Source organism: Streptomyces noursei, assembly GCF_001646665.1.
Classification (GTDB): domain Bacteria; phylum Actinomycetota; class Actinomycetes; order Streptomycetales; family Streptomycetaceae; genus Streptomyces; species Streptomyces lavendulocolor.
Genome location: NZ_LWBU01000373.1, coordinates 252,575 through 272,779, shown reverse-complemented (window position 1 = coordinate 272,779; position 20,205 = coordinate 252,575). Strand labels below are relative to the sequence as shown.

At 73.8% G+C, this 20,205-nt stretch carries 19 protein-coding genes; 10 read left to right on the top strand and 9 right to left on the bottom strand.

All coding sequences use genetic code 11. The features are described from left to right. Positions 1 to 4: 4 nt before the first annotated feature. The gene (locus A4V12_RS29330) at positions 5 to 1,375 is read left to right on the top strand and encodes a GH1 family beta-glucosidase (protein WP_064072449.1); all 1,371 of its coding nucleotides are present in this window, start codon (positions 5 to 7) and stop codon (positions 1,373 to 1,375) included. Here A4V12_RS29330 and A4V12_RS29325 read toward each other — a convergent pair. After that, positions 1,347 to 2,243, bottom strand: a complete 897-nt coding sequence (locus A4V12_RS29325; protein ID WP_064072448.1) for an oxygenase MpaB family protein — start codon at positions 2,241 to 2,243, stop codon at positions 1,347 to 1,349. The two genes, A4V12_RS29330 and A4V12_RS29325, sit on opposite strands and share 29 nt — an antisense overlap. A 143-nt stretch (positions 2,244 to 2,386) precedes the next feature. Here A4V12_RS29325 and sph point away from each other — a divergent pair, with 143 nt between their 5' ends. Together sph and A4V12_RS29315 are read left to right on the top strand one after the other, a co-directional pair. Then, positions 2,387 to 3,391 carry a sphingomyelin phosphodiesterase gene (gene sph / locus A4V12_RS29320; protein ID WP_064072447.1) on the top strand — a complete coding sequence of 335 codons (1,005 nt, stop codon included), beginning with the start codon at positions 2,387 to 2,389 and terminating at the stop codon, positions 3,389 to 3,391. Between the two features lie 78 nt (positions 3,392 to 3,469). Further along, positions 3,470 to 4,459, top strand: a complete 990-nt coding sequence (locus tag A4V12_RS29315; protein WP_079137435.1) for a cation diffusion facilitator family transporter — start codon at positions 3,470 to 3,472, stop codon at positions 4,457 to 4,459. On the opposite strand, the gene A4V12_RS29310 is transcribed toward A4V12_RS29315, so the two are convergent. After that, positions 4,447 to 5,289, bottom strand: coding sequence for a GNAT family N-acetyltransferase (locus A4V12_RS29310; RefSeq protein WP_064072445.1), 843 nt, complete (start codon positions 5,287 to 5,289; stop codon positions 4,447 to 4,449). The two genes, A4V12_RS29315 and A4V12_RS29310, sit on opposite strands and share 13 nt — an antisense overlap. A 195-nt stretch (positions 5,290 to 5,484) precedes the next feature. Here A4V12_RS29310 and A4V12_RS29305 point away from each other — a divergent pair, with 195 nt between their 5' ends. Then, on the top strand, positions 5,485 to 6,228 hold the full coding sequence (locus tag A4V12_RS29305) for a MerR family transcriptional regulator (RefSeq protein WP_064072444.1): 744 nt from the start codon (positions 5,485 to 5,487) through the stop codon (positions 6,226 to 6,228). A 44-nt stretch (positions 6,229 to 6,272) separates the two neighbouring features. Beyond that, positions 6,273 to 6,917 carry a gamma carbonic anhydrase family protein gene (locus tag A4V12_RS29300; RefSeq protein WP_234372368.1) on the top strand — a complete coding sequence of 215 codons (645 nt, stop codon included), beginning with the start codon at positions 6,273 to 6,275 and terminating at the stop codon, positions 6,915 to 6,917. Here the strand turns inward: A4V12_RS29300 and A4V12_RS29295 are convergent. Genes A4V12_RS29295 through A4V12_RS29280 form a run of 4 tightly spaced genes read right to left on the bottom strand, consistent with a single transcriptional unit; the run spans position 6,907 to position 12,659 of the window. Then, positions 6,907 to 9,081: a 3-hydroxyacyl-CoA dehydrogenase NAD-binding domain-containing protein gene (locus A4V12_RS29295; protein WP_064072443.1), complete on the bottom strand. Its 2,175-nt coding sequence runs from the start codon at positions 9,079 to 9,081 to the stop codon at positions 6,907 to 6,909. The two genes, A4V12_RS29300 and A4V12_RS29295, sit on opposite strands and share 11 nt — an antisense overlap. A 42-nt stretch (positions 9,082 to 9,123) precedes the next feature. Beyond that, positions 9,124 to 10,338: an acetyl-CoA C-acetyltransferase gene (locus A4V12_RS29290; RefSeq protein WP_064072442.1), complete on the bottom strand. Its 1,215-nt coding sequence runs from the start codon at positions 10,336 to 10,338 to the stop codon at positions 9,124 to 9,126. A 24-nt stretch (positions 10,339 to 10,362) separates the two neighbouring features. Next, positions 10,363 to 11,505, bottom strand: coding sequence for an acyl-CoA dehydrogenase family protein (locus A4V12_RS29285; RefSeq protein WP_064072441.1), 1,143 nt, complete (start codon positions 11,503 to 11,505; stop codon positions 10,363 to 10,365). Then, positions 11,502 to 12,659: a CaiB/BaiF CoA transferase family protein gene (locus A4V12_RS29280; protein WP_064072440.1), complete on the bottom strand. Its 1,158-nt coding sequence runs from the start codon at positions 12,657 to 12,659 to the stop codon at positions 11,502 to 11,504. Before A4V12_RS29280 ends, A4V12_RS29285 begins: the two co-directional genes overlap by 4 nt. Positions 12,660 to 12,833: 174 nt before the next feature. On the opposite strand from A4V12_RS29280, the gene A4V12_RS29275 reads away from it, so the two are divergent. Then, complete coding sequence (locus tag A4V12_RS29275) at positions 12,834 to 14,024, top strand: saccharopine dehydrogenase family protein (protein WP_064072439.1); 1,191 nt, start codon at positions 12,834 to 12,836, stop codon at positions 14,022 to 14,024. A gap of 13 nt (positions 14,025 to 14,037) precedes the next feature. Here the strand turns inward: A4V12_RS29275 and A4V12_RS29270 are convergent, their stop codons facing one another. Both A4V12_RS29270 and A4V12_RS29265 read right to left on the bottom strand, forming a co-directional pair. After that, complete coding sequence (locus A4V12_RS29270; protein WP_423549619.1) at positions 14,038 to 14,361, bottom strand: VOC family protein; 324 nt, start codon at positions 14,359 to 14,361, stop codon at positions 14,038 to 14,040. After that, a complete protein-coding gene (locus A4V12_RS29265; protein WP_064072438.1) occupies positions 14,328 to 15,017 on the bottom strand; it encodes an endonuclease V in 690 nt (229 codons plus the stop codon). The genes A4V12_RS29270 and A4V12_RS29265 overlap by 34 nt, the downstream gene beginning before the upstream one ends. Before the next feature lie 100 nt (positions 15,018 to 15,117). On the opposite strand from A4V12_RS29265, the gene A4V12_RS29260 reads away from it, so the two are divergent. Continuing rightward, on the top strand, positions 15,118 to 15,426 hold the full coding sequence (locus tag A4V12_RS29260) for a YciI family protein (protein WP_064072497.1): 309 nt from the start codon (positions 15,118 to 15,120) through the stop codon (positions 15,424 to 15,426). Between the two features lie 258 nt (positions 15,427 to 15,684). Here A4V12_RS29260 and A4V12_RS29255 read toward each other — a convergent pair whose 3' ends face one another. After that, positions 15,685 to 16,839 carry a WD40/YVTN/BNR-like repeat-containing protein gene (locus A4V12_RS29255; protein ID WP_079137421.1) on the bottom strand — a complete coding sequence of 385 codons (1,155 nt, stop codon included), beginning with the start codon at positions 16,837 to 16,839 and terminating at the stop codon, positions 15,685 to 15,687. A 150-nt stretch (positions 16,840 to 16,989) separates the two neighbouring features. Between A4V12_RS29255 and A4V12_RS29250 the strand changes: the two genes are divergently transcribed. The 3 genes from A4V12_RS29250 (at position 16,990) to ddaH (ending at position 20,177) form a co-directional block, all read left to right on the top strand. Further along, positions 16,990 to 17,406, top strand: a complete 417-nt coding sequence (locus A4V12_RS29250) for an SsgA family sporulation/cell division regulator (RefSeq protein WP_064072437.1) — start codon at positions 16,990 to 16,992, stop codon at positions 17,404 to 17,406. Positions 17,407 to 17,641: 235 nt separating this feature from the next. Then, positions 17,642 to 19,279, top strand: a complete 1,638-nt coding sequence (locus A4V12_RS29245) for an ABC-F family ATP-binding cassette domain-containing protein (protein ID WP_199831411.1) — start codon at positions 17,642 to 17,644, stop codon at positions 19,277 to 19,279. Positions 19,280 to 19,400: 121 nt separating this feature from the next. After that, positions 19,401 to 20,177 carry a dimethylargininase gene (gene ddaH / locus A4V12_RS29240; RefSeq protein ID WP_064072436.1) on the top strand — a complete coding sequence of 259 codons (777 nt, stop codon included), beginning with the start codon at positions 19,401 to 19,403 and terminating at the stop codon, positions 20,175 to 20,177. Positions 20,178 to 20,205: the final 28 nt, after the last annotated feature.

The following is a 20,205-nucleotide window of genomic DNA, read 5'->3' as shown; positions in this document are numbered from 1 at the left end:
GCTCATGACCGAGCTCACCTTCCCGGCCCGCTTCCGCTGGGGTACGGCCACGGCCGCGTACCAGATCGAGGGCGCCGCCGACGAGGACGGCCGCACGCCGTCCATCTGGGACACCTTCAGCCGTACGCCGGGCAAGGTCCGCAACGGCGACACCGGTGACATCGCCGCCGACCACTACCACCGGATGGCCGAGGACGTCGCCCTGATGAAGGACTTGGGCGTGACCGACTACCGGTTCTCCGTCGCCTGGCCGCGCGTGCAGCCGACCGGACGGGGGCCGGCGGTGCAGAAGGGCCTCGACTTCTACCGGCGGCTCACGGACGAGCTGCTGAGCGCCGACATCCGGCCGGTTCTCACCCTGTACCACTGGGACCTGCCGCAGGAGCTGGAGGACGCGGGCGGCTGGCCGCACCGGGAGACGGCCGAACGCTTCGCGGAGTACGCCGGGCTCGTGGCGGACGCCCTGGGCGACCGGGTGCCGACCTGGACGACGCTGAACGAGCCGTGGTGCGCGGCGTTCCTGGGGTACGCCTCGGGCGTGCACGCCCCGGGGCGCACCGACGCCGCCGCGTCCCTGCGCGCCGCGCACCACCTCAACCTGGCGCACGGGCGCGCGGTCCAGGTGCTGCGCGCCGCCCTCCCCGCGTCGGCGGAGGTCTCGCTGACGCTGAACCTGCACGCGGTGCGGCCCCTCTCCGACTCGGCCGGGGACCGCGAGGCCGCCCGGCGGATCGACGCGCTGGGCAACCGGCTCTTCCTCGACCCGGTCTTCCACGGGCGCCTCCCGGCGGACCTGGTGGAGGACACGGTCGCGCTGACGGACTGGTCGTTCGTGCGCGACGGGGACCTGGAGGTGACCTCCGCCCCGGTGGACTCGCTCGGCATCAACTACTACTCCCCCACGGTCGTCGCGGCGGGCACCTCCGAGACGCCCTCCCCGTGGCCGGGCGCCGAGCGGCACGTCCGGTTCGTACCGGCGCCGGGTCCGCGCACCGCGATGGACTGGCCGGTGGACCCGGAGGGCCTGTACGGGCTGCTGACCCGGCTGCGGGACGAGCTGCCCGGAACGCCGCTGATGGTGACGGAGAACGGCGCGGCCTACGACGACTACGCCGACCCCTCGGGCGAGGTGCACGACCCGGAGCGCGTCGCCTACCTGGACGGCCACCTCGCGGCGGTGCACCGGGCCCTCGCGGACGGGGTGGACGTGCGGGGCTACTTCCTGTGGTCGCTGCTGGACAACTTCGAGTGGGCGTACGGCTACGGCAAGCGGTTCGGCATCGTGCACGTGGACTTCGCGTCGCAGCGCCGGACGCCGAAGGACAGCGCCCGCTGGTACGCGGACGTCATCGCGCGGGGCGGGTTGCGCGGCTGAGCCGCCGCTGCCGCGCCCGGTGCTCCCGGCGGGCCTCCCGCGCGAGCGGGAGGTAGCGCAGGCGCTCCGGGAGCGCGGGGACGACGGCGCGGACGACCAGGCCGAGGCGGCGCAGGGCCCGTTCCTGGTCCTCGGTCCACTCGAGGCCGATCGCCTCGCGGGCGTCGGGCGGCATCAGCCCGATGGTGAGGAAGCGGCGGAAGCGGGCGAGCGGCGGGAGGAGCACCGGCCACAGGGCGCGCAGGAGGAGCCGCAGGGGCAGTGGACCCCGGTCGGGCGGGGGCACCGGGCTGTCGGTGGCGACGAGTTCGCGTACGACGGCGGTGGCCTCGATCTCGTCGGCGAGGACCTTGCGGTAGTACGGCCAGAACTCCTCGATCGTCGCGGGCATGTCGCGGTCGCGCAGGCCGAGGATGCGGCCCACCCGCAGCCACTCGGCGTACAGCCGGCGTTCCTGCGCCTCGGTCATCGGCCGGACGAGGTAGCGGTAGGCGTGGTGGAAGACGGGGAAGCCGGTGGCGTGGACCCAGGCGTAGTTCGCGGGGGTGAGGGCGTGGTAGCCGCGCCCCCGGGTGTCGGTGCCGCGGATCGTGGCGTGGAGCCGGCGCAGCCGCCGTCCTTCCTCGGCTGCCGCCTCGCCCCCGTAGACCCAGAGCTGGAGCGAGCGCAGGGAGCGCTCGCCGCGGCCCCACGGGTCGGTGCGGAAGACGGAGTGCTCGTCGACGCCGGCGCCGACGGCGGGGTGGGCGACCTGGAGGGTGAGGGCCGCGGGCAGCATCAGCAGGCCGCGGATGTCGCCCGCGAGGGTCCAGAGCACTCCGCCGGGCGGGGGTGGCGCGGGATCGGCGGAAGGGGACGACGTGCTCATGGTCCCAGTATCCGCCGCCGACGAATTGGTGTGGTGGACGGGGGTCCGCAAGATTCCCGGCACACGATGGCTACCGGAAAGTAACCGTGGCTGATTTGATGTGCCGCGCGACCTCCGACCCCCCACTTACTCCGGGAGTTTCCGTGCCGCGATCCCCGAAGCGCGCCGCGCTGTCCGCGACCCTGTGCACCGCCCTGTCCACCGTGCTCGCCGCCGGTGCGGTGGCGGTGACCGCTCCGTCCGCCTCGGCTTCGTCCGCGGTGGCCGGGACGCCGGCGCTCAAGGTGCTGTCGTACAACGCGTTCCTCTTCAGCAAGACGCTCTACCCGAACTGGGGACAGGACCACCGGGCGAAGGAGATACCGGCGGCGTCCTTCTTCCGCGGTCAGGACGTGGTGGTGCTTCAGGAGGCGTTCGACAACTCCTCCTCCGACGCGCTCATGCGCAACGCCGCCGCCCAGTACCCGCACCAGACACCGGTGATGGGCCGGGGGAAGACCGGGTGGGACGCCACGAGCGGCGCGTACTCGGCCACGACGCCGGAGGACGGCGGTGTCACGATCCTCAGCAAGTGGCCGATCGTCCGCAAGGAGCAGTACGTCTACAAGGACGCCTGCGGTGCCGACTGGTACTCCAACAAGGGCTTCGTCTACGCCGTGCTGGACGTCGGCGGCGCGCGCGTCCATGTCGTCGGCACCCACGCCCAGTCGACGGATCCGGGCTGTGGCAGCGGCGAGGCGGCGCAGATGCGCAGCCGCCAGTTCAAGGCGATGGACGCCTTCCTCGACGCCAAGAACATCCCGGCCTCCGAGCAGGTGCTGGTGGCCGGCGACTTCAATGTGGACTCGCACACCGGTGAGTACGCCACGATGCTGGCCGACGCGGGCCTGGCGGGGGCGGACGCGCGCACCGGGCACCCGTACTCCTTCGACACCGAGCTGAACTCGATCGCCGCGGAGCGCTACCCCGACGACCCCCGTGAGGACCTGGACCACGTCCTGCACCGCGCCGGTCACGCGAGGCCGGCCGGCTGGACCAACGAGGTGATCAAGGAGCAGAGCGCGCCCTGGACGGTCTCCAGCTGGGGCAGGCAGTACACCTACACGAACCTGTCGGACCACTACCCGGTCGTCGCGTCCGCGAGGTAGTCGCAAGCCTTTCGCAGCTGGTCAGGGGCCGCTTTTCGAGAGTGGCCGCAGGGCGGTCCGGCTGTCATGGTGGTGTCCATGACGGGTCGTGGACACCACCATCACCATCATCATCACCACCACGGTGAGCGGATCGACACCGCCCTGGAGGGCTCGGCGGCGGGGCTGCGGACGCTGTGGTTCTCGTTCGCGGTGCTCGCCGCGACGACCGTCGTGCAGGCGGTCATCGCCGCGCTGTCGGGCTCGGTCGCCCTGCTCGGCGACACGGTGCACAACGCCACGGACGCCCTGACGGCGCTGCCGCTGGCGCTCGCGTTCCTGCTGGGCAGGCGGGCCGCCACGCGCCGCTACACCTATGGATACGGCCGGGCCGAGGACCTGGCGGGCGTGTTCGTGGTCCTCGTCATCGCCGCGTCGGCCGCCTTCGCGGGGTACGAGGCGGTGCGCCGGCTGCTGGACCCGCAGGAGGTGAGCCACCTGCCGGCCGTCGCGGCGGCGGGCCTGGTGGGCTTCCTGGGCAACGAGTGGGTGGCCAGGGCCCGGATCCGCACCGGCCGGGCGATCGGCTCCGCCGCGCTGGTCGCCGACGGGCTGCACGCCCGCACCGACGGCTTCACCTCACTGGCGGTCCTGCTGGGCGCGGGCGGCGCGGCGCTCGGCTGGCGGTGGGCCGACCCGCTGGTGGGACTGGCCATCACGGGCGCCATCCTGCTGGTGCTGCGGGGCGCCGCCCGGGAGGTGTGGCACCGGCTGATGGACGCCGTCGACCCGGAGCTGGTGGACCGGGCGGAGCACGTCCTCGGCCACGTCGACGGGGTGCGGGGCGTGGGCGCCGTGCGGATGCGGTGGCTGGGCCACGCCCTGCGCGCGGAGACGTCCGTCGTGGTGGACCCCGCGCTGACGGTGGTCCAGGCCCACGCGGTGGCGGTCGCGGCGGAGCACGCCCTGCTGCACGAGGTGCCCCGGCTGGCGGGGGTCACCGTCCACGTCGACCACGCGCACCCGGCCGGCGGGGATCCGCACGAGGCGCTGGCCCACCACTTCCCGGCGGCGGCTCAGGGCTCGTAGACGTACGGCGTCGTGCTGGACAGCCGCGTGAACCCGAGCCGCCTAAGGACGGGGCGGCTCCGGTCGGAGGCGTCGACCTGGAGGTACCGGTAGCCGCGTGCGGCCGCGACCCGGGCGCGGTGGGCGACCAGGGCGCGGTAGACGCCCCGGCCCCGCCACTCCGGTACGGTGCCGCCGCCCCACAGGCCGGCGAAGACGGTACCGGGCGGCAGCTCCAGGCGCGCCGAGCCCACCGGCCGGTCGCCCGCCATGGCGACGAAGGCGGCCACGGTGTGGGGCCGCTCGGTCAGTTGCTCCAGCAGACGGCGCCGCAGGTGCGTCCCGTCGGCGCCGAACGCCCGCTCGTGGACCTCCGCCACCAGCTCCACCCCGGCCCCGTCCGTCACGGGCCGGACCCGGATGCCCTCGGGGACGCTGACGGCAGCCCTCCCACCGCCGCTTCCGCTCCCGCCGCTCCCGCCGCTCTCGCCGCCGCCGGCGGCCTGGAGGCCGGCCACCCCGGTGGCCCCGGCGACCATCAGGGCCTCCTCCGGCTCGGGCACGAAGCCGGCTCCGCGCAGCCGCTCGCCGAGGTCGGCGGGGCCGTCGTGGGCGTACAGCTTCCACTCGAAGGACCGTCCCAGCGCGGTGAAGTGGCGCACCTGCCGGGCGATCGCGTCCCCGGCCCGCGCCTCGTCGAGGTCCGACCACAGCACGCCGTTCCATCCGTGGGCGGGTCCGGTCTGCCGGACGACGTCCCCCACCCGCTCCACCTCGTATTCCGGCCCGTCGGGCCGGGCGTCGCGCCGCGTCTGCCGGTCGAACAGCGCCAGTAGCGTCCGGTGTTCCATCCCGCCACCCCACCAGCCCGGCACCCCGCCGGGCAACGGGTTTGCGCGGCCGGCGCGTCCTGCGGGTGGTCGGCCCGACGGCGGCCGTCCGCCGACCTTCCGCGGCGGTGGCTCGCCGTCCGTGGCTTTCACAGCGTTGGTGGTACAGCAATACTGTTGTACATAATCAGCACACCCGTCGGAAGTGAGGCCCGCATGGCGACCGAGGCGATCGGGACCGAGGAGTCGCAGGCGACGTTGACCGTCGACGAGCTGGCCGCCCGGGCGGGTGTGACCGTGCGTACGATCCGGTTCTACGGCACCCGCGGGCTGCTTCCGCCGCCGGTGATCGGGCCGCGGAGGGTGGGGCACTACGGGGCCGAGCACCTCGCCCGGCTGGCGCTCATCGAGGAGCTCCAGCACCAGGGCATGACGCTCGCCGCGATCGAACGGTACCTGGAGCAGCTGCCGCCCGACCTGAGTGCCCACGATCTGGCCATCCACCGGGCGCTGGTGGCGACCTGGGCGCCGGACGCGCCGGAGGAGATGTCCCGGGCGGAGCTGGAGCGGCGGGCCGGCCGTGCGCTGGGCGAGGAGGACCTCGACCGGCTGGCCGCGATGGACGTGCTGGCCCGCACGGACGCTGACGGCACCTTCCGGGTCGACCCGGGCCTGTTGCGGCTGGGGGTGCGGCTGCTGGACGTGCCGATCGCGCACGAGACCATCCTGGCGTCCCGCACGGTCCTGGTGGAGCACACCCGGTCGGCGGCACAGGAGCTCACCCGGCTGTTCCGGGACGAGGTGTGGGGGCCGTACCGGGAGCGCGAGTCGGACCCGGAGCACGTGGCCGCGATGAAGTCGCTGTCCGCCCATATGCAGCCGCTGGTGGTGCAGGCACTCGTCACCGCGTTCCAGCGGTCTTTGAAGGAGGAACTGGGGGCCGCCTTCCGGGCCGAGTGACCGGCTCGCGGGCGTGGGACACCGCGGGGTGGCACGATGCGGTCATGGCCATGCTGTTCGAGCACCAGGGGCACGCGCCCACCGTCGATCCGGACGCCTACGTGGCGCCCAACGCCACGCTCTGCGGTGACGTACGGGTCGGGCCCGGCTGCCGGGTCCTGTTCGGCGCGGTCCTGACCGCCGAGGGCGGCCCCGTGGAACTGGGCGAGGGCTGCGTCGTGATGGAGAACGCGGTGCTGCGCGGCACGCGGCAGGACCCGCTGCGGCTCGGGAGGCACGTCCTCGTGGGCCCGGGCGCGTACCTCGTCGGCTGCGAGGCGGCGGACGACGTCTTCCTCGCCACCGGCACGCGGGTCTTCAACGGCGCGCGCCTCGGCGCCCGGTCCGAGGTCCGGGTCAACGGCGTCGTCCACCTGAGGACGGTGCTGGCCGAGGACACGACGGTGCCGATCGGCTGGGTCGCCGTGGGCGACCCGGCACGGCTGTTCCCCCCGGAGGACCACGGGGAGATCTGGGCGGTGCAACGGGACCTGGACTTCCCCGGGTACGTGTTCGGCCTCGACCGCCCGGCGGAGGGCACCTCCCTGATGCCGGAGGTGTCCCGCCGCTACGGCCGGGCGCTGGGGCGGCACCGGGAGGACCGTCCGGTGGACCCGGACGGCCGCCCCGGCGGGGACGTCAGTCCCTGAACGTCTCGCCCCGCCCGGCCTTCTCCACCAGCAGCGCCGGGGGCAGGAACCGGTCCCCGTACCGCTCGGCCAGCTCGTGCGCGCGTGCCACGAAGCCGGGCAGCCCGCCCTCGTAGCCGTTGATGTACTGGAGCACACCCCCGGTCCAGGCGGGGAAGCCGATGCCCATGACCGACCCGAGGTTGGCGTCGGCCACGGAGGTCAGCACGCCCTCCTCCAGGCAGCGGACGGTGTCCAGCGCCTCCGAGAAGAGCATCCGCTCCTTCATGTCCTCGAAGGGGACGGCCGCGCCGCCGGCTCCGCCGAAGTGCTCGCGCAGCCCCGGCCACAGGCCCTGCCGCGTGCCGTTCTCGTCGTAGTCGTAGAAGCCGGCGCCACCGCTGCGGCCGGTACGGCCGAACTCGTCGACCAGCCGGTCGATCACCGCGTCCGCGGGGTGCTCCTGCCAGGAGCCGCCCGCCTCCTCGACGGCGCGCCGCGTCTCGTTGCGGATCTTGCGCGGGAGGGTGAGGGTCAGCTCGTCCATGAGCGACAGCACCTTCGCCGGGTAGCCGGCCTGTGCCGCCGCCTGCTCGACGGACGCGGGCTCGACGCCCTCGCCGACCATCGCCACGCCCTCGTTGATGAAGCGGCCGATGACGCGCGAGGTGAAGAAGCCGCGCGAGTCGTTGACGACGATCGGCGTCTTGTTGATCTGGCGTACCAGGTCGAAGGCGCGCGCGAGGGCCTCGTCGCCGGACCGCTCGCCCCTGATGATCTCCACGAGCGGCATCTTGTCGACCGGCGAGAAGAAGTGGAGGCCGACGAAGTCGGCCGGGCGCTCGACGCCCTCCGCCAGGAGGGTGATCGGCAGGGTGGAGGTGTTGGAGCACAGCAGCGCGTCGGGCTCGACGATCTCCTGGATCTCCTGGAACACCTTGTGCTTGAGTGCCGTGTCCTCGAAGACGGCCTCGATGACGGCGTCGCAGCCCGCCAGGTCCGCCGGGTCGGCGGTCGGGGTGATGCGGGCCAGCACCTCGTCGCGCTTCGCCTCCGTCGTCCGGCCCCGGGACAGCGCCTTGTCGAGGAGCTTGACGGAGTACTCCTTGCCCTTCAGGGCCGCCTCGGCCGACACGTCCTTCAGGACGACGTCGATGCCGGCCTTGGCACAGGAGTACGCGATGCCCGCGCCCATCATGCCGGCACCGAGGACCGCGACCTTGCGGACCTTGCGCGGTTCGACGCCCCGGGGGCGGCTGGCGCCGGAGTTGACCGCCTGGAGGTCGAAGAAGAACGCCTGGATCATGTTCTTGGCGGTCTGTCCGGTGACCAGCTCGGTGAAGTACCGCGACTCGATGGTGAGCGCGGTCTCGAAGTCGACCTGGGAGCCCTCGACGGCGGCCGCGAGGATGTTGCGGGGTGCCGGGTAGGGCGCGCCGTTGATCTGCTTCTTCAGGTTGGCCGGGAAGGCGGGCAGGTTCGCGGCGAACTTGGGGTGCGCCGGGGTGCCGCCGGGGATCTTGTGGCCGGGGGCGTCCCATGGCTGCCGGGACTCCGGGTGGGCGTCGATGAAGGCCCGCGCCTTGGCGATCATCTCGTCCCGGGACGTGGCCACTTCGTGGACCAGGCCGTTCTCCAGGGCCCGCCGCGGCGTGTACTGCGTGCCCTGGAGGAGCACCTTGAGCAGCGCGTCGGCGATGCCCATCAGGCGCACGGTGCGGACGACACCGCCGCCGCCGGGGAGGAGGCCGAGGGTCACCTCGGGAAGGCCGATCCTGGAGCCGGGCGCGTCGAGGGCGATCCGGTAGTGGGAGGCGAGGGCGATCTCGTAACCGCCGCCCAGTGCGGCGCCGTTGAGGGCGGCGACGACCGGCTTGCCGAGGGTCTCGATGCGGCGCAGGGCGCGCTTCATCTCCATGCCGGCCTCGAAGATGCGCCGGGCGTCGGACGGGCCGGCCTTCATCATGTCCTTGAGGTCGCCGCCGGCGAAGAAGGTCTTCTTGGCGGAGGTGTAGATGAAGCCGCGGATGGAGTCCTTCTCGGCCTCGGCGCGGTCGGCGACGGCCGCGATGGAGGTCCGGAAGGCCTGGTTCATGGTGTTCGCGGACTGGTCGGGATCGTCGAGGACGAGGGTGACGACGCCGGTCTCGTCCTGTTCCCAGCGGATGGTGGTGGACTCGCTCATGGTTCTGGCTGCTCCGTAAGGCCGTACGGGAAAGGACGGGGGTCAGACGCGCTCGACGACGGTGGCGATGCCCATGCCTCCGCCGACGCAGAGCGTGGCGAGGCCGTAGCGCTTGTCCTGGCGCTCCAGTTCGTCGACGAGGGTGCCGAGGATCATCGCGCCGGTGGCGCCCAGGGGGTGTCCCATGGCGATGGCGCCGCCGTTGACGTTGACCTTGTCCAGGGACAGGCCCATGTCCTTGACGAACCGCAGCACGACCGCCGCGAACGCCTCGTTGATCTCGACCAGGTCGATGTCGTCGATGGTCAGGCCGGCCTTGGCGAGGGCCTTCTTGGAGGCGGGAGCGGGACCGGTGAGCATGATGGTCGGCTCGGAGCCGGAGACGGCCGCGGAGACGATCCGGGCGCGGGGGGTGAGCCCGTACCTCTCGCCGACCTCCTTGCTGCCGATGGCGACGAGCGCGGCGCCGTCGACGATGCCGGAGGAGTTGCCGGCGTGGTGGACGTGGTCGATCCGCTCGACCCAGTGGTACTTCTGCAGCGCCACGGCGTCGAAGCCGCCCATCTCGCCGATGGCGGCGAACGAGGGCTTGAGCGAGGCGAGCGAGTCGGCGGTGGTGCCGGGCCGCATGTGCTCGTCGTGGTCGAGGACGACCACGCCCGCGCGGTCGCGGACGGGGACGACGGACCGCTCGAAGCGGCCGTCCTTCCACGCGGCGGCGGCCCGCTCCTGGGAGAGCGCGGCGTACTCGTCGACGTCGCGCCGGGTATGACCCTCGATGGTGGCGATCAGGTCGGCGCCGATGCCCTGCGGGACGAAGTTGGTGTCCCAGTTGGTCATCGGGTCGGCGAACCAGGCGCCGCCGTCGGAGGCCATCGGGACACGGGACATCGACTCGACGCCGCCGGCGAGGACCAGGTCCTCCCAGCCGGAGCGGACCTTCATCGCCGCCATGTTGACGGCTTCGAGGCCGGAGGCACAGAAGCGGTTCTCCTGTACGCCGGCGACGGTGTCGGGCAGTCCGGCGGCGATGGCGGCGATCCTCGCGATGTCGGAGCCTTGGTCCCCCACGGGGCCGACGACCCCGAGCACGATGTCGTCCACGGCGGCCGGGTCGAGGCCGGGGAAGCGGCCGCGCAGTTCGTGGATGAGGCCGACCACGAGGTCGATCGGCTTGGTGCCGTGGAGGGCGCCATTGGCCTTCCCGCGCCCGCGCGGGGTGCGGATCGCGTCGTACACGTACGCTTCGGTGCTCACTGGTCAAGCCTTTCGGGGGTGGGGTCAGCCGAGCAGGGAACGGCCGATGATTTCCTTCATGATTTCGGTCGTGCCGCCGTAGATGGTCTGGATCCGGCCGTCGGTGAACGCTTTGGCGACCGGGTATTCGGCCATGTAGCCGTAGCCGCCGTGGAGCTGCAGGCAGCGGTCGGCGACGCGCTTCTGCAGTTCGGTGGCCCACCACTTGGCCATGGAGGCGTGCACGGCGTCCAGCCCTCCGTCGGAGTGCTCGACGATGCAGCGGTCCACGAATTCGCGTGTGACCGCGCATTCGGTGGCCATCTCCGCGATTTCGAAGCGGATGTGCTGGAGCCGGGCGAGCGGCCGCCCGAACGCCTCGCGCTCCTTGACGTACGCCGTGGTGATCTCCAGCAGGTGCTCGGCGGCGGCGATGCCGGCGACGGCGATGTTCAGCCGCTCCTGGGCGAGGTTGGTCATCAGGTGGAGGAACGCGCCGTTCAGCTCGCCGAGCAGGTTCTCCTTGGGCACGCGCACGTCGTGGAAGAACAGCTCGGCGGTGTCCTGGGCCTTCTGGCCGATCTTGTCGAGGTTGCGGCCCCGCTCGAAGCCCTCCGCGCCGCGTTCGACGACCAGGAGGGAGAGGCCGTGGGCGCCGCCCTCCGGGGTGGTCTTCGCGACGACGATCACCAGGTCGGCCAGGATGCCGTTGGAGATGAACGTCTTGGAGCCGTTGAGCAGCCAGTGGTCGCCCCGGTCCTCGGCGGTGGTGCGGATGCCCTGGAGGTCGGAGCCGGCGCCGGGTTCGGTCATGGCGATGGCGGTGATGGTCTCTCCGGTGCAGAAGCCGGGGAGCCAGCGCCGCTTCTGCTCGTCGGTGGAGAGCGAGGTGAGGTAGGGGCCGATGATGTCGTTGTGGAGGCCGACCGCCAGCCCGGGTGCGCCGGCGCGGGTGAACTCCTCGGCGAGGACGGCGCTGTGGCGGAAGTCGTCGTCGCCCCCGCCCCCGTACTCCTCGGGGACGGCGATGCCGAGCAGGCCCTGGCGGCCGGCGGCACGCCAGGCCTCGCGCGGGACGATGCCGTCCTTCTCCCACTGCGCGTAGTGCGGTACGACCTCCTTGGCGAGGAAGGTGCGGACGGTCTCGCGGAAGGCGTCGTGCTCGGGCTCGAAGATCCGGCGCTTCACCGGGTCCCCCTGTCGTTGTCGGTGCGGACGTCGTCGGTCCGGAGGCTGGGCACGCCCCAGTCGTGGGCGACCTCGTCGGTGTCGGCGCCCGGCAGGGCCGGCGGGCGGGTCACCGAGCCGGGGGTCGCGGAGAAGCGGGGCGCGGGGGCCGGCTGGGTGATCCCGCCGTGGTCGGTGAAGGTGGAGCGGGTGGCGAGGTGCGGGTGCAGGGGCGCCTCGCGGAGGGACAGGACGGGGGCGACACAGGCGTCGGACCCTTCGAAGACGGCCGTCCACTCGGCGCGGGTGCGCTCCTTGAAGCGGGCGGCGACGACGTCGCGCAGCTCGCCCCAGCGGTCGGCGTCCTCGCGGGCGGGGGCGGTGTCCCGGATGCCGAGCAGGTCGGTGAACGTGTCGTAGAACCGCTCCTCCAGGGCGCCCACCGCCATGTGCCGGCCGTCGGCGGTCTCGTAGGTGCCGTAGAAGGGGCAGCCGCCGTCCAGGAGGTTGGCGCCGCGGCGGTCCTGCCAGCCGCCGGCGGCCATCATGCCGTGGATCATCGTGGAGAGGTGCGCGGCGCCGTCGGTGATCGCCGCGTCGACGACCTGCCCGCTGCCGCCCTCCTGGCGTGCGTGGTGCAGTGCCGCGAGGACGCCGACGACCAGGTAGAGCGAGCCGCCCGCGTAGTCGCCGAGGAGGTTGGCGGGCACGGCCGGCGGCTCGTCCGCCTTGCCGATCATGGAGAGGGTGCCGGTGACGGCGATGTACGCGATGTCGTGCCCGGCGCGCGGGGCGAGCGGGCCGTCCTGGCCCCAGCCGGTCATCCGTCCGTAGACGAGCTTCGGATTGCGGGCGAGGCAGGGTGCGGGGCCGATGCCGAGCCGCTCGGCGACTCCGGGGCGGTACCCCTCGATCAGGACGTCCGCGCGCTCGGCGAGGTCCAGCACCCGCTCGGGGCCGCCGTCCGCCTTGAGGTCCACGAGCACCGAGCGCTTGTTGCGGTTGGTGAGGTCGCGGGCGGGGTCGATGCCGAGTCCGGCGCCCCCGGGGCGGTCCACCCGGACGACGTCGGCGCCTAGGTCGCCCAGGAGCATGGCGGCGAAGGGGCCGGGCCCGATGCCCGCCAGCTCGACCACGCGAACGCCGGCGAGCGGGCCGTTGCCTGTTGCTGCCATTTGACCCCCAGCACTGTGACACAACTGCTGTAACAGCAATGATGCTAAGAACGTGTTCCACTCCGCACAAGCCCTGTGGACGAGCGAGCGCTCAGAGGCGCACCGGGGCGGAGCCCGCCCCCTCCCGCACGCTAGCCTCTGCCTCCGACAACGGTGCGGACGGCGGAGGGCTGGATGGACACACGGGACGGCACGGGACGGGCGTACGACGTGGTGCTCTTCGGGGCGACCGGGTTCGTCGGGGAGCTGACCGCCCGCTATCTCGCCGCGCACGCGCCCGACACCTGCCGGTGGGCGCTGGCCGGGCGCAGCCGGGAGAAGCTGGAGGCGCTGCGCGACCGGCTGGCCGCCGAGCACCCGCGCTGCGCCGACCTGCCGCTGGTGACGGCCGACGCGTCGGACGCGGGCTCCCTGCGCGAGCTCGCCGCGTCCGCGCGGGTCGTGGCGACCACGGTCGGGCCCTACGTCTGGTACGGCGAGCCACTGGTGGCCGCCTGCGCCGAGACGGGCACGGACTACGTGGACCTCACCGGCGAGCCGGAGTTCGTGGACCTGATGTACGTGCGGTACGACGCGCGGGCCCGGGAGACGGGGGCGCGGATCGTGCACGCCTGCGGTTTCGACTCCGTCCCGCACGACCTGGGCGTGTACTTCACCGTGGCGCAGCTGCCGGAGGGCGTACCGCTCACCGTGGACGGCTTCGTCCGGTCCAACGCCTTCTTCTCCGGCGGGACGTTCGCCTCCGCGCTGACCGCCATGGGGCGCGGCCCGCAGATGCTGCGGGCGGCCCGGGAGCGCCGGCTGCACGAGCCGCGCCTGATGGGGCGTCGGGCGCGCGCCCCGCTGGGGGCGCCGCGCTTCAGCCGGGAGACCGGGGCGTGGGCGCTCCCGCTGCCCACTCTGGACGCGGGCGTCGTCGCGCGCTCGGCGGCGGCCCTCCCGCGGTACGGGCCGGACTTCCGCTACCGCCACTACGCGGCCGTGAGGACCCTGCCGATGGCGGTCGGCGGGGCGGCCGCCGTGGGCGCGCTGGTCGCCCTGGCGCAGGTGCCGCCGGCCAGGCGGTGGCTGATGGACCGTTACGAGGCGGGGCAGGGCCCGGACGAGGCGCGCCGGGCGCGCAGCTGGTTCTCGGTGCGGTTCGTCGGCGAGGGCGGCGGCCGGCGGGTGTTCACCGAGGTGTCGGGCGGTGACCCGGGTTACGACGAGACGGCGAAGATGCTCGCCGAATCGGCGCTGTCCCTGGCCTTCGATGCACTGCCGCCGACCGCCGGCCAGGTCACCACGGCGGTCGCCATGGGGGACGCGCTCCTGGAGCGGCTGGGCCGGGCCGGGATCCGCTTCCGGGTCGCCGACGCGCGCTGAGCGGAGGGCGGCCTCAGTCGCGTACGAGGCGGAACGGGTGCCCCGCCGGGTCGGCCCGGACATGCCGGCCGCGGGCGGGGTCCCCGCCATCGAGCGGGACGGCGCCCGGGCCGAGCGGCAGGTACGGGTCCGCCCGCCGGAACGCCGGCTCCTGACCGCCGTCCGGGTGCAGGGTCGCCCGGTCCGCGTCGAGCGACCAGCGGGGGTCCGGGCGGTCGGTCTCTCCCCCGAGCGGGGCGCGGTGGAAGCGTGCCAGGGCGCGCGGGTCGGGGCGGTCCGGGACCGTGCGCCGGAGCCGTCCGATCAGGCCGTCGCCTCCTTCAGGGCGCGCCTGCACAGGGAGTCGGCGTGGCGGGTGGTCTCCGGGATGCGGTAGCGGGGCGCCAGGTGGAGGGTGTGGGCGCAGGCGTTGTCGAGGGACACCCGGTGGCCGACGGAGACGAACACCGGCTTGACGCCCTCCTGGGTGCGCAGCGCCCGGCCGACCTCCTCGTCGTCAGCCACCAGGGGAGCGGACGCCCCGCGCCCGGCGGCGGGCTGCTCGTAGGAGAAGGTGAACGGGTTCTTGGCGACGCCGATCACCGGAAGTCCGGTGAGGACGCCGAGGTGGGCGGCGAGGCCGAAGCAGCGCGGGTGGGCCCGGCCGTAGCCGTCGCACACCACCAGTCCGGGGCCGTTGCGCAGCCGGTCGAGCGCGGCGAGGACGGTCGGTATCTCGCGGAAGGCGAGGAGTCCGGGCACGTACGGGAAGGACACCCGGCCGACGGCGGTGGCCTCCTCGACGACGGCGAGCGTCCTGGCGTCCAGGACGACGGCCGCCGCGGCGACCAGGTCACGGTCGTCGTCGTAGGCCACGTCGACGCCCGTGACCAGTCCGGTGCCGGGCGGCGGGCCGGGCTCGTCGAGGATGACGCGGCCGCGCAGTCCGTCCTGGACGGCCAGGGCCGCCGCCTCGTCGGACGGCCAGTCGGCGGGCTTCTCGATGATCGTCATAGTGGTGTCACCCTACGTCCGCGGCGGTGAGGGGCGGGATGCCCGGGCGGCGGGCGACCGGGGCGGGCTGCTGCCGGTGGGGCCCGATAGCCTCGCGGTCATGTTCGTACTGGAATTGACCTACACCGGGCCCCTCGACCGGGTGGACGAGCTCCTCCCGGACCACGTCGCCTGGCTCGACACCCATTACGCGTCGGGGGCGTTCATCGCCTCCGGTCGCAAGAACCCGCGTGACGGCGGCATCATCCTGGCCGTCGGCGACGACCGCGCGCGGATCGAGGCCATCACCGCGACCGATCCGTTCGTCACCGCGGGGCTGTGCGCGTACCGCGTCACCGAGTTCGTCGCGACCAGGACGGCACCGGACCTCTCCGCGTACCGCCAGAAGCTTCCCGCCGAAGGGCGCTGAGCCGGGACCCGTCCGGAGCAGGAGCCGGAGCCGGCGGGCCGTTCGGCCGGCCCGGTCCGCCGCGCGCGGGGGCAGCCGGTGCACACACGCGCCTCCAGGTCGGCCCGCGGGCCGGTGGGTCCGGCCATGCGGGCGTCGATGCACCGGATCTTCACCTCCGGCGGCGCCGCACCGGGGCGGCGGTCGGTGCCGCCCGGCTGCTCCCCCGGGTGGCGGGGCGGGCCCACCTCACCGGGGCGCCGCGGCGCGGGGGCGGTGTCAGCGCGCCAGGCGGGCGACCCGGCCCTTCTCGCCCGCCGCCCAGCAGCCGCGGCCGGCGGCGCAGTCGACCGTGTCGTACGAGCCGGTGTCGACGGTCCGCCAGGTGCGGCCGCCGTCCGTCGTCAGGTCCGTCCCGGTGGGTCCGACCGCGAGGGCGGCCGACCGGCTGTGCGGGAGCCAGGCGACGCCCGAGCGGTACGCGGCCGGCGGGGTGTCCGCCTGCCGCCAGGTCCGTCCGCCGTCCCGGCTGACGGCCGCCGCCCGCGGGGACGGCTGCCCGGTGCGGTAGTCGCCCCCCACCGCGATGCCGTGCGCGCGGTCGCGGAAGGCCAGTGCGAAGACCCCGCGCGCCGGGTCGCCCGCCGGGATCGTCGATGCGGCGACCGTCCAGTTCAGGCCCCGGTCGGAGGAGTGCAGCACGCGCGCGGTGGCGCCGCCTCCGGTGGCCAGCCACACGTCCCTGGGGCCGGACGCGGCGAGGCACTGGCCGCTCGCCGCGAACGCGGCCTCTCCGGGCAGCGCGGCGGGCATGCCGGTGTCGGGCAGCACCTTCCAGGTCCGGCCGCCGTCCCCAGTGGACAGGATCCGGTACTTGCCGTCGACCGGGTCGCTCATCGCGAGGCCGTGGCGGCTGTCGAAGAAGGTGACGCAGTCGTAGAAGGCCCGGGGGTCGGGGTTGCGGAACGTCTCCGTCCAGCTCGCTCCGCCGTCGTCGGTGCGCAGGATGCGGGAGGCGTCCCCCTCGCCGATCGCCAGCACCACGGCGCGGCGGCCGTCGAACGCCTCCACGTCCCGGAACTCCAGCCCGCCCGCCCCGGGGGGCGAGACGTCCCGCCAGGTCCTCCCGCCGTCCCGGGTGCGCAGCACCGTGCCCTTCGAACCCGCCACCCAGGCGGTGGAACGGCTCACGGCGGCGAGGCCCCGGAAACGCGCGTCGCTCCCCGTCGGCCTCGGCTCCCAGACGGGTCCCCCGCCGGCCCCGGCGGACCCGGCCCCGGCGGACCCGGCCACGGCGGACCCGGCCACGGCGGACGCGGCCGGGCGGGAGCCGGCCGGCGCCGCGCCGGCCGGTGACGCGCCGAGGGCGGCCGCCAGCACCGCCCCGCAGAGCCCCGCAGACACCGTCCGTATCGTCTTCCCCATCGACGTCATGGCGCGGGAACGTAGCCCACCCCGACGGACCCGTCCAGACCGCCCGGGTGACACAGGTCACACCCTCCCCCAGTGCACGCACCCGCCGGATTCGTCGTCCTCCCTGGTGCAAGAGACGTACCGCCGCAGCCGCGTGTGAGGGAGCAGGCCTTGTCCACCGTCATCGAGCAGGCCGTACGGGCCCGCCTGGTCGCGTCCGCGCCCCGCACCGAATCCGTCGCCGCCACCCTGCGCTACGACCCCGGGAACCCCTTCGCCGTGCAGATGGGCTTCCCCGCGCGGGCCACGCTGGAGGGCGTCGACGTGTCCTGGGAGTTCGCCCGGGAGCTGCTCGCCGCGGGCCTCGACGGACCGGCCGGACTCGGCGACGTGCGCGTGCGTCCGTACGGCTACGACCGCACCGTCGTGGAGTTCCACGCCCAGGAGGGCGTCGCGATGGTGCACGTCCGCAGCTCCGAGGTGCGCCGCTTCCTCAGGCGGACCCAGCACCTGGTGCCGGCGGGCTGCGAGCACGAGTTCCTGGACCTGGACCAGGACCTGACGGAGCTGCTGCGCGACGCCCACTGACCCCCGGCGCCCCGCCCCGATTTAATCCGTTGCCGCCCGACCGGACCGGGCGTACCTTCGTTGGCGGCCCTTGTCGTCGCCGAACGGAGTAGGACGTTGCTCGTCTGAGGTCTCGAGACACCGTGTCGCACAGCCGCGTTCCGGCGCTGTGCGCCCCGCCGTGTGCGACCTCGGCCCCGAGCCGTCCCGGTGTCTCACCCGTTGCCCCTTTTCCTCACGCAACCGGGAGACCCGTATGTCTTCTACCTTCCCCACGTTCATCACCTGCACCGACCTGTCGTTCTCGTGGCCGGACGGCACCGAGGTGCTGGACGGCTTCCAGCTCGCGGTCGGTCCGGGCAGGACCGGTCTGATCGGCCTCAACGGCTCCGGCAAGTCCACCCTGCTGAAGCTGGTCGCGGGAGAACTCACCCCCACCGGGGGCACCGTCCGCACGGCGGGTGAACTGGGCTACCTGCCGCAGAACGCCACCCTCGACACCGCGCTCCGGGTGGAACAGGCCCTCGGCATCGCCGCCACCCGCGCCGCGCTGCACGCCATCGAGGGCGGTGACGCGAGCGAGGAGCACTTTACGGTGATCGGCGACGACTGGGACGTCGAGGAACGGGCACGCGCCACGCTCGACCAGCTCGGGCTCGGCCACATCGGCCTGGACCGCACCATCGGCGAGGTGTCGGGCGGCGAGTGCGTGCTGCTGCGGCTGGCCGCGCTGCTGCTGGCGAGGCCCGAGGTCCTGCTGCTCGACGAGCCGACCAACAACCTCGACCTGCACGCCCGCCGCCGGCTGTACGCGGCCGTCTCGGCGTGGTCCGGAGTCCTGGTGGTGGTCAGTCACGACCGCGAACTGCTGGAGCTGGTGGACCAGATCGCCGACCTCCGGGACGGCGAAGTCACCTGGTACGGCGGGGCCTACTCGGCGTACGAGGAGGCGCTCGCCGCCGAACAGGACGCGGCCGAGCGCATGGTGCGGGTCGCCGAGGCCGACGTGCAGCGGCAGAAGCGCGAACTGGCCGACGCCCAGGTGAAACTGGCGCGGCGCAAGCGGTACGGCCAGAAGATGTACGAGAGCAAACGCGAGCCGAAGATCGTGATGGGTGCGCGCAAACGGGCGGCGCAGGAGTCGGCCGGAAAGCACCGCACCATGCACGCCCAGAAGCTCGCCGAGGCGAGGGAGCGGCTCGACGAGGCGGTGGAGGCGGTGCGGGACGACGACGAGATCCGCGTCGAACTGCCGTACACGACCGTTCCGCCGGGCCGGGACGTACTGCTCCTGCGCGACCTGGAACTGCGGTACGGGGGACGGGTCGGCGGGGAGTGGGAGCTGCGCGGGCCGGAGCGGGTGGCGCTGGTCGGGCGCAACGGCGCCGGAAAGACGACGCTGCTGCGGACCGTCGCCGGTGAACTGCCGCCGGTGGCCGGGGTGGTGGAGGCGCACGTACCGCTGCGCTTCCTGCCGCAGCGGCTCGACGTCCTCGACGACGGGCTGAGCGTGGTGGAGAACGTCGCCCGGTACGCGCCCGAGGCCACGAACAACCGGATCCGGGCGCGGCTCGCCCGCTTCCTGTTCCGGGGCGCACGGGCCGACCAGCCGGCCGGGACCCTCTCGGGCGGCGAGCGGTTCCGGGCGGCGCTGGCCGCGCTGCTCCTCGCGGAGCCGGCACCGCAGCTGCTGATGCTGGACGAGCCGACCAACAACCTCGACATGGCGAGCGTGCGGAAGCTGGTCGCGGCGCTCGACGCGTACGAGGGGGCGCTGATCGTGGCCAGCCACGACCTGGCGTTCCTGGAGTCGATCGGCATCACCCGGTGGCTGCTGATGGAGGACGGCGAGCTGCGTCCCACGACGGCGGACGAGGTGCTGGCCGACCGGTGACGGCCCGGGGGGGGGGACGGCGGCCGGGGAGCGCGGCCGCCGACCCGCCCGGGGCCCGGCCCCCGAATGACGGGGGGCGGACGGGGTAGGGGTGGGCGGTCACCGACTTCCGGAGGTCGCCGTGCCCAGCAGGAAAGCCCTCGTCCGCCGCCCGGGTCCGCGCCTCGCCGAGGGCCTGGTCACCCACCTGGAGCGCACGCCCGTCGACCCCGCCCTGGCCCTCGCGCAATGGGAGCGGTACGTCGGCGCGCTGCGCGCCCACGGCTGGGAGACCGTGGAGGTGGAGCCGGCCGACGAGTGCCCGGACGGGGTGTTCGTCGAGGACACGGTGGTGATGTTCCGCAACGTGGCGCTGGTCTGCCGGCCCGGCGCCCCCTCGCGCCGCCCCGAGACGGCCGCGGTGGCGGAGGCGGTGGACCGGCTGGGCTGCCCGGTCGGCCGGGTGCGGGAGCCGGGCACGCTCGACGGGGGTGACGTGCTGAAGATCGGCGACACGGTGTACGTGGGGCGGGGCGGGCGCACGAACGCCGAGGGGGTGGCGCAGCTGCGGGCGGCCTTCGAGCCGCTGGGGGCGCGGGTCGTCGCCGTGCCGGTGAGCAGGGTGCTGCACTTGAAATCGGCGGTCACGGCGCTCCCGGACGGCACGGTCGTCGGGTACGGGCCGCTGGTGGAGACGCCCTCGCTGTTCGGGCGCTTCCTGCCGGTGCCCGAAGAGGCGGGTGCGCACGTGGTGCTGCTGGGCGGGGGAAAGCTGCTCATGGCGGCGAGCGCGCCGAGATCGGCGGAGCTGTTCGCGGACCTCGGGTACGAGCCCGTCGTCGTCGACATCGGCGAGTTCGAGAAGCTCGAGGGCTGCGTGACCTGCCTCTCGGTACGCCTCCGCCACCTGGGCACATAACGGAACGTAACCCTCCGTTCAGGGCCCC

Bases quoted from the DNA above. Each gene is read 5' to 3' on its own strand.
- A4V12_RS29300 (WP_234372368.1), top strand. From the start codon at position 6,273: ATGGCCATGCTGTTCGAGCACCAGGGGCACGCGCCCACCGTCGATCCG.
- A4V12_RS29310 (WP_064072445.1), bottom strand. From the start codon at position 5,289: ATGGAACACCGGACGCTACTGGCGCTGTTCGACCGGCAGACGCGGCGC.
- A4V12_RS29265 (WP_064072438.1), bottom strand. From the start codon at position 15,017: ATGACGATCATCGAGAAGCCCGCCGACTGGCCGTCCGACGAGGCGGCG.
- A4V12_RS29255 (WP_079137421.1), bottom strand. From the start codon at position 16,839: ATGACGTCGATGGGGAAGACGATACGGACGGTGTCTGCGGGGCTCTGC.
- A4V12_RS29305 (WP_064072444.1), top strand. From the start codon at position 5,485: ATGGCGACCGAGGCGATCGGGACCGAGGAGTCGCAGGCGACGTTGACC.
- A4V12_RS29330 (WP_064072449.1), top strand. From the start codon at position 5: ATGACCGAGCTCACCTTCCCGGCCCGCTTCCGCTGGGGTACGGCCACG.
- A4V12_RS29315 (WP_079137435.1), top strand. From the start codon at position 3,470: ATGACGGGTCGTGGACACCACCATCACCATCATCATCACCACCACGGT.
- A4V12_RS29295 (WP_064072443.1), bottom strand. From the start codon at position 9,081: ATGAGCGAGTCCACCACCATCCGCTGGGAACAGGACGAGACCGGCGTC.
- A4V12_RS29325 (WP_064072448.1), bottom strand. From the start codon at position 2,243: ATGAGCACGTCGTCCCCTTCCGCCGATCCCGCGCCACCCCCGCCCGGC.
- A4V12_RS29245 (WP_199831411.1), top strand. From the start codon at position 17,642: ATGTCTTCTACCTTCCCCACGTTCATCACCTGCACCGACCTGTCGTTC.
- A4V12_RS29260 (WP_064072497.1), top strand. From the start codon at position 15,118: ATGTTCGTACTGGAATTGACCTACACCGGGCCCCTCGACCGGGTGGAC.
- A4V12_RS29275 (WP_064072439.1), top strand. From the start codon at position 12,834: ATGGACACACGGGACGGCACGGGACGGGCGTACGACGTGGTGCTCTTC.
- A4V12_RS29280 (WP_064072440.1), bottom strand. From the start codon at position 12,659: ATGGCAGCAACAGGCAACGGCCCGCTCGCCGGCGTTCGCGTGGTCGAG.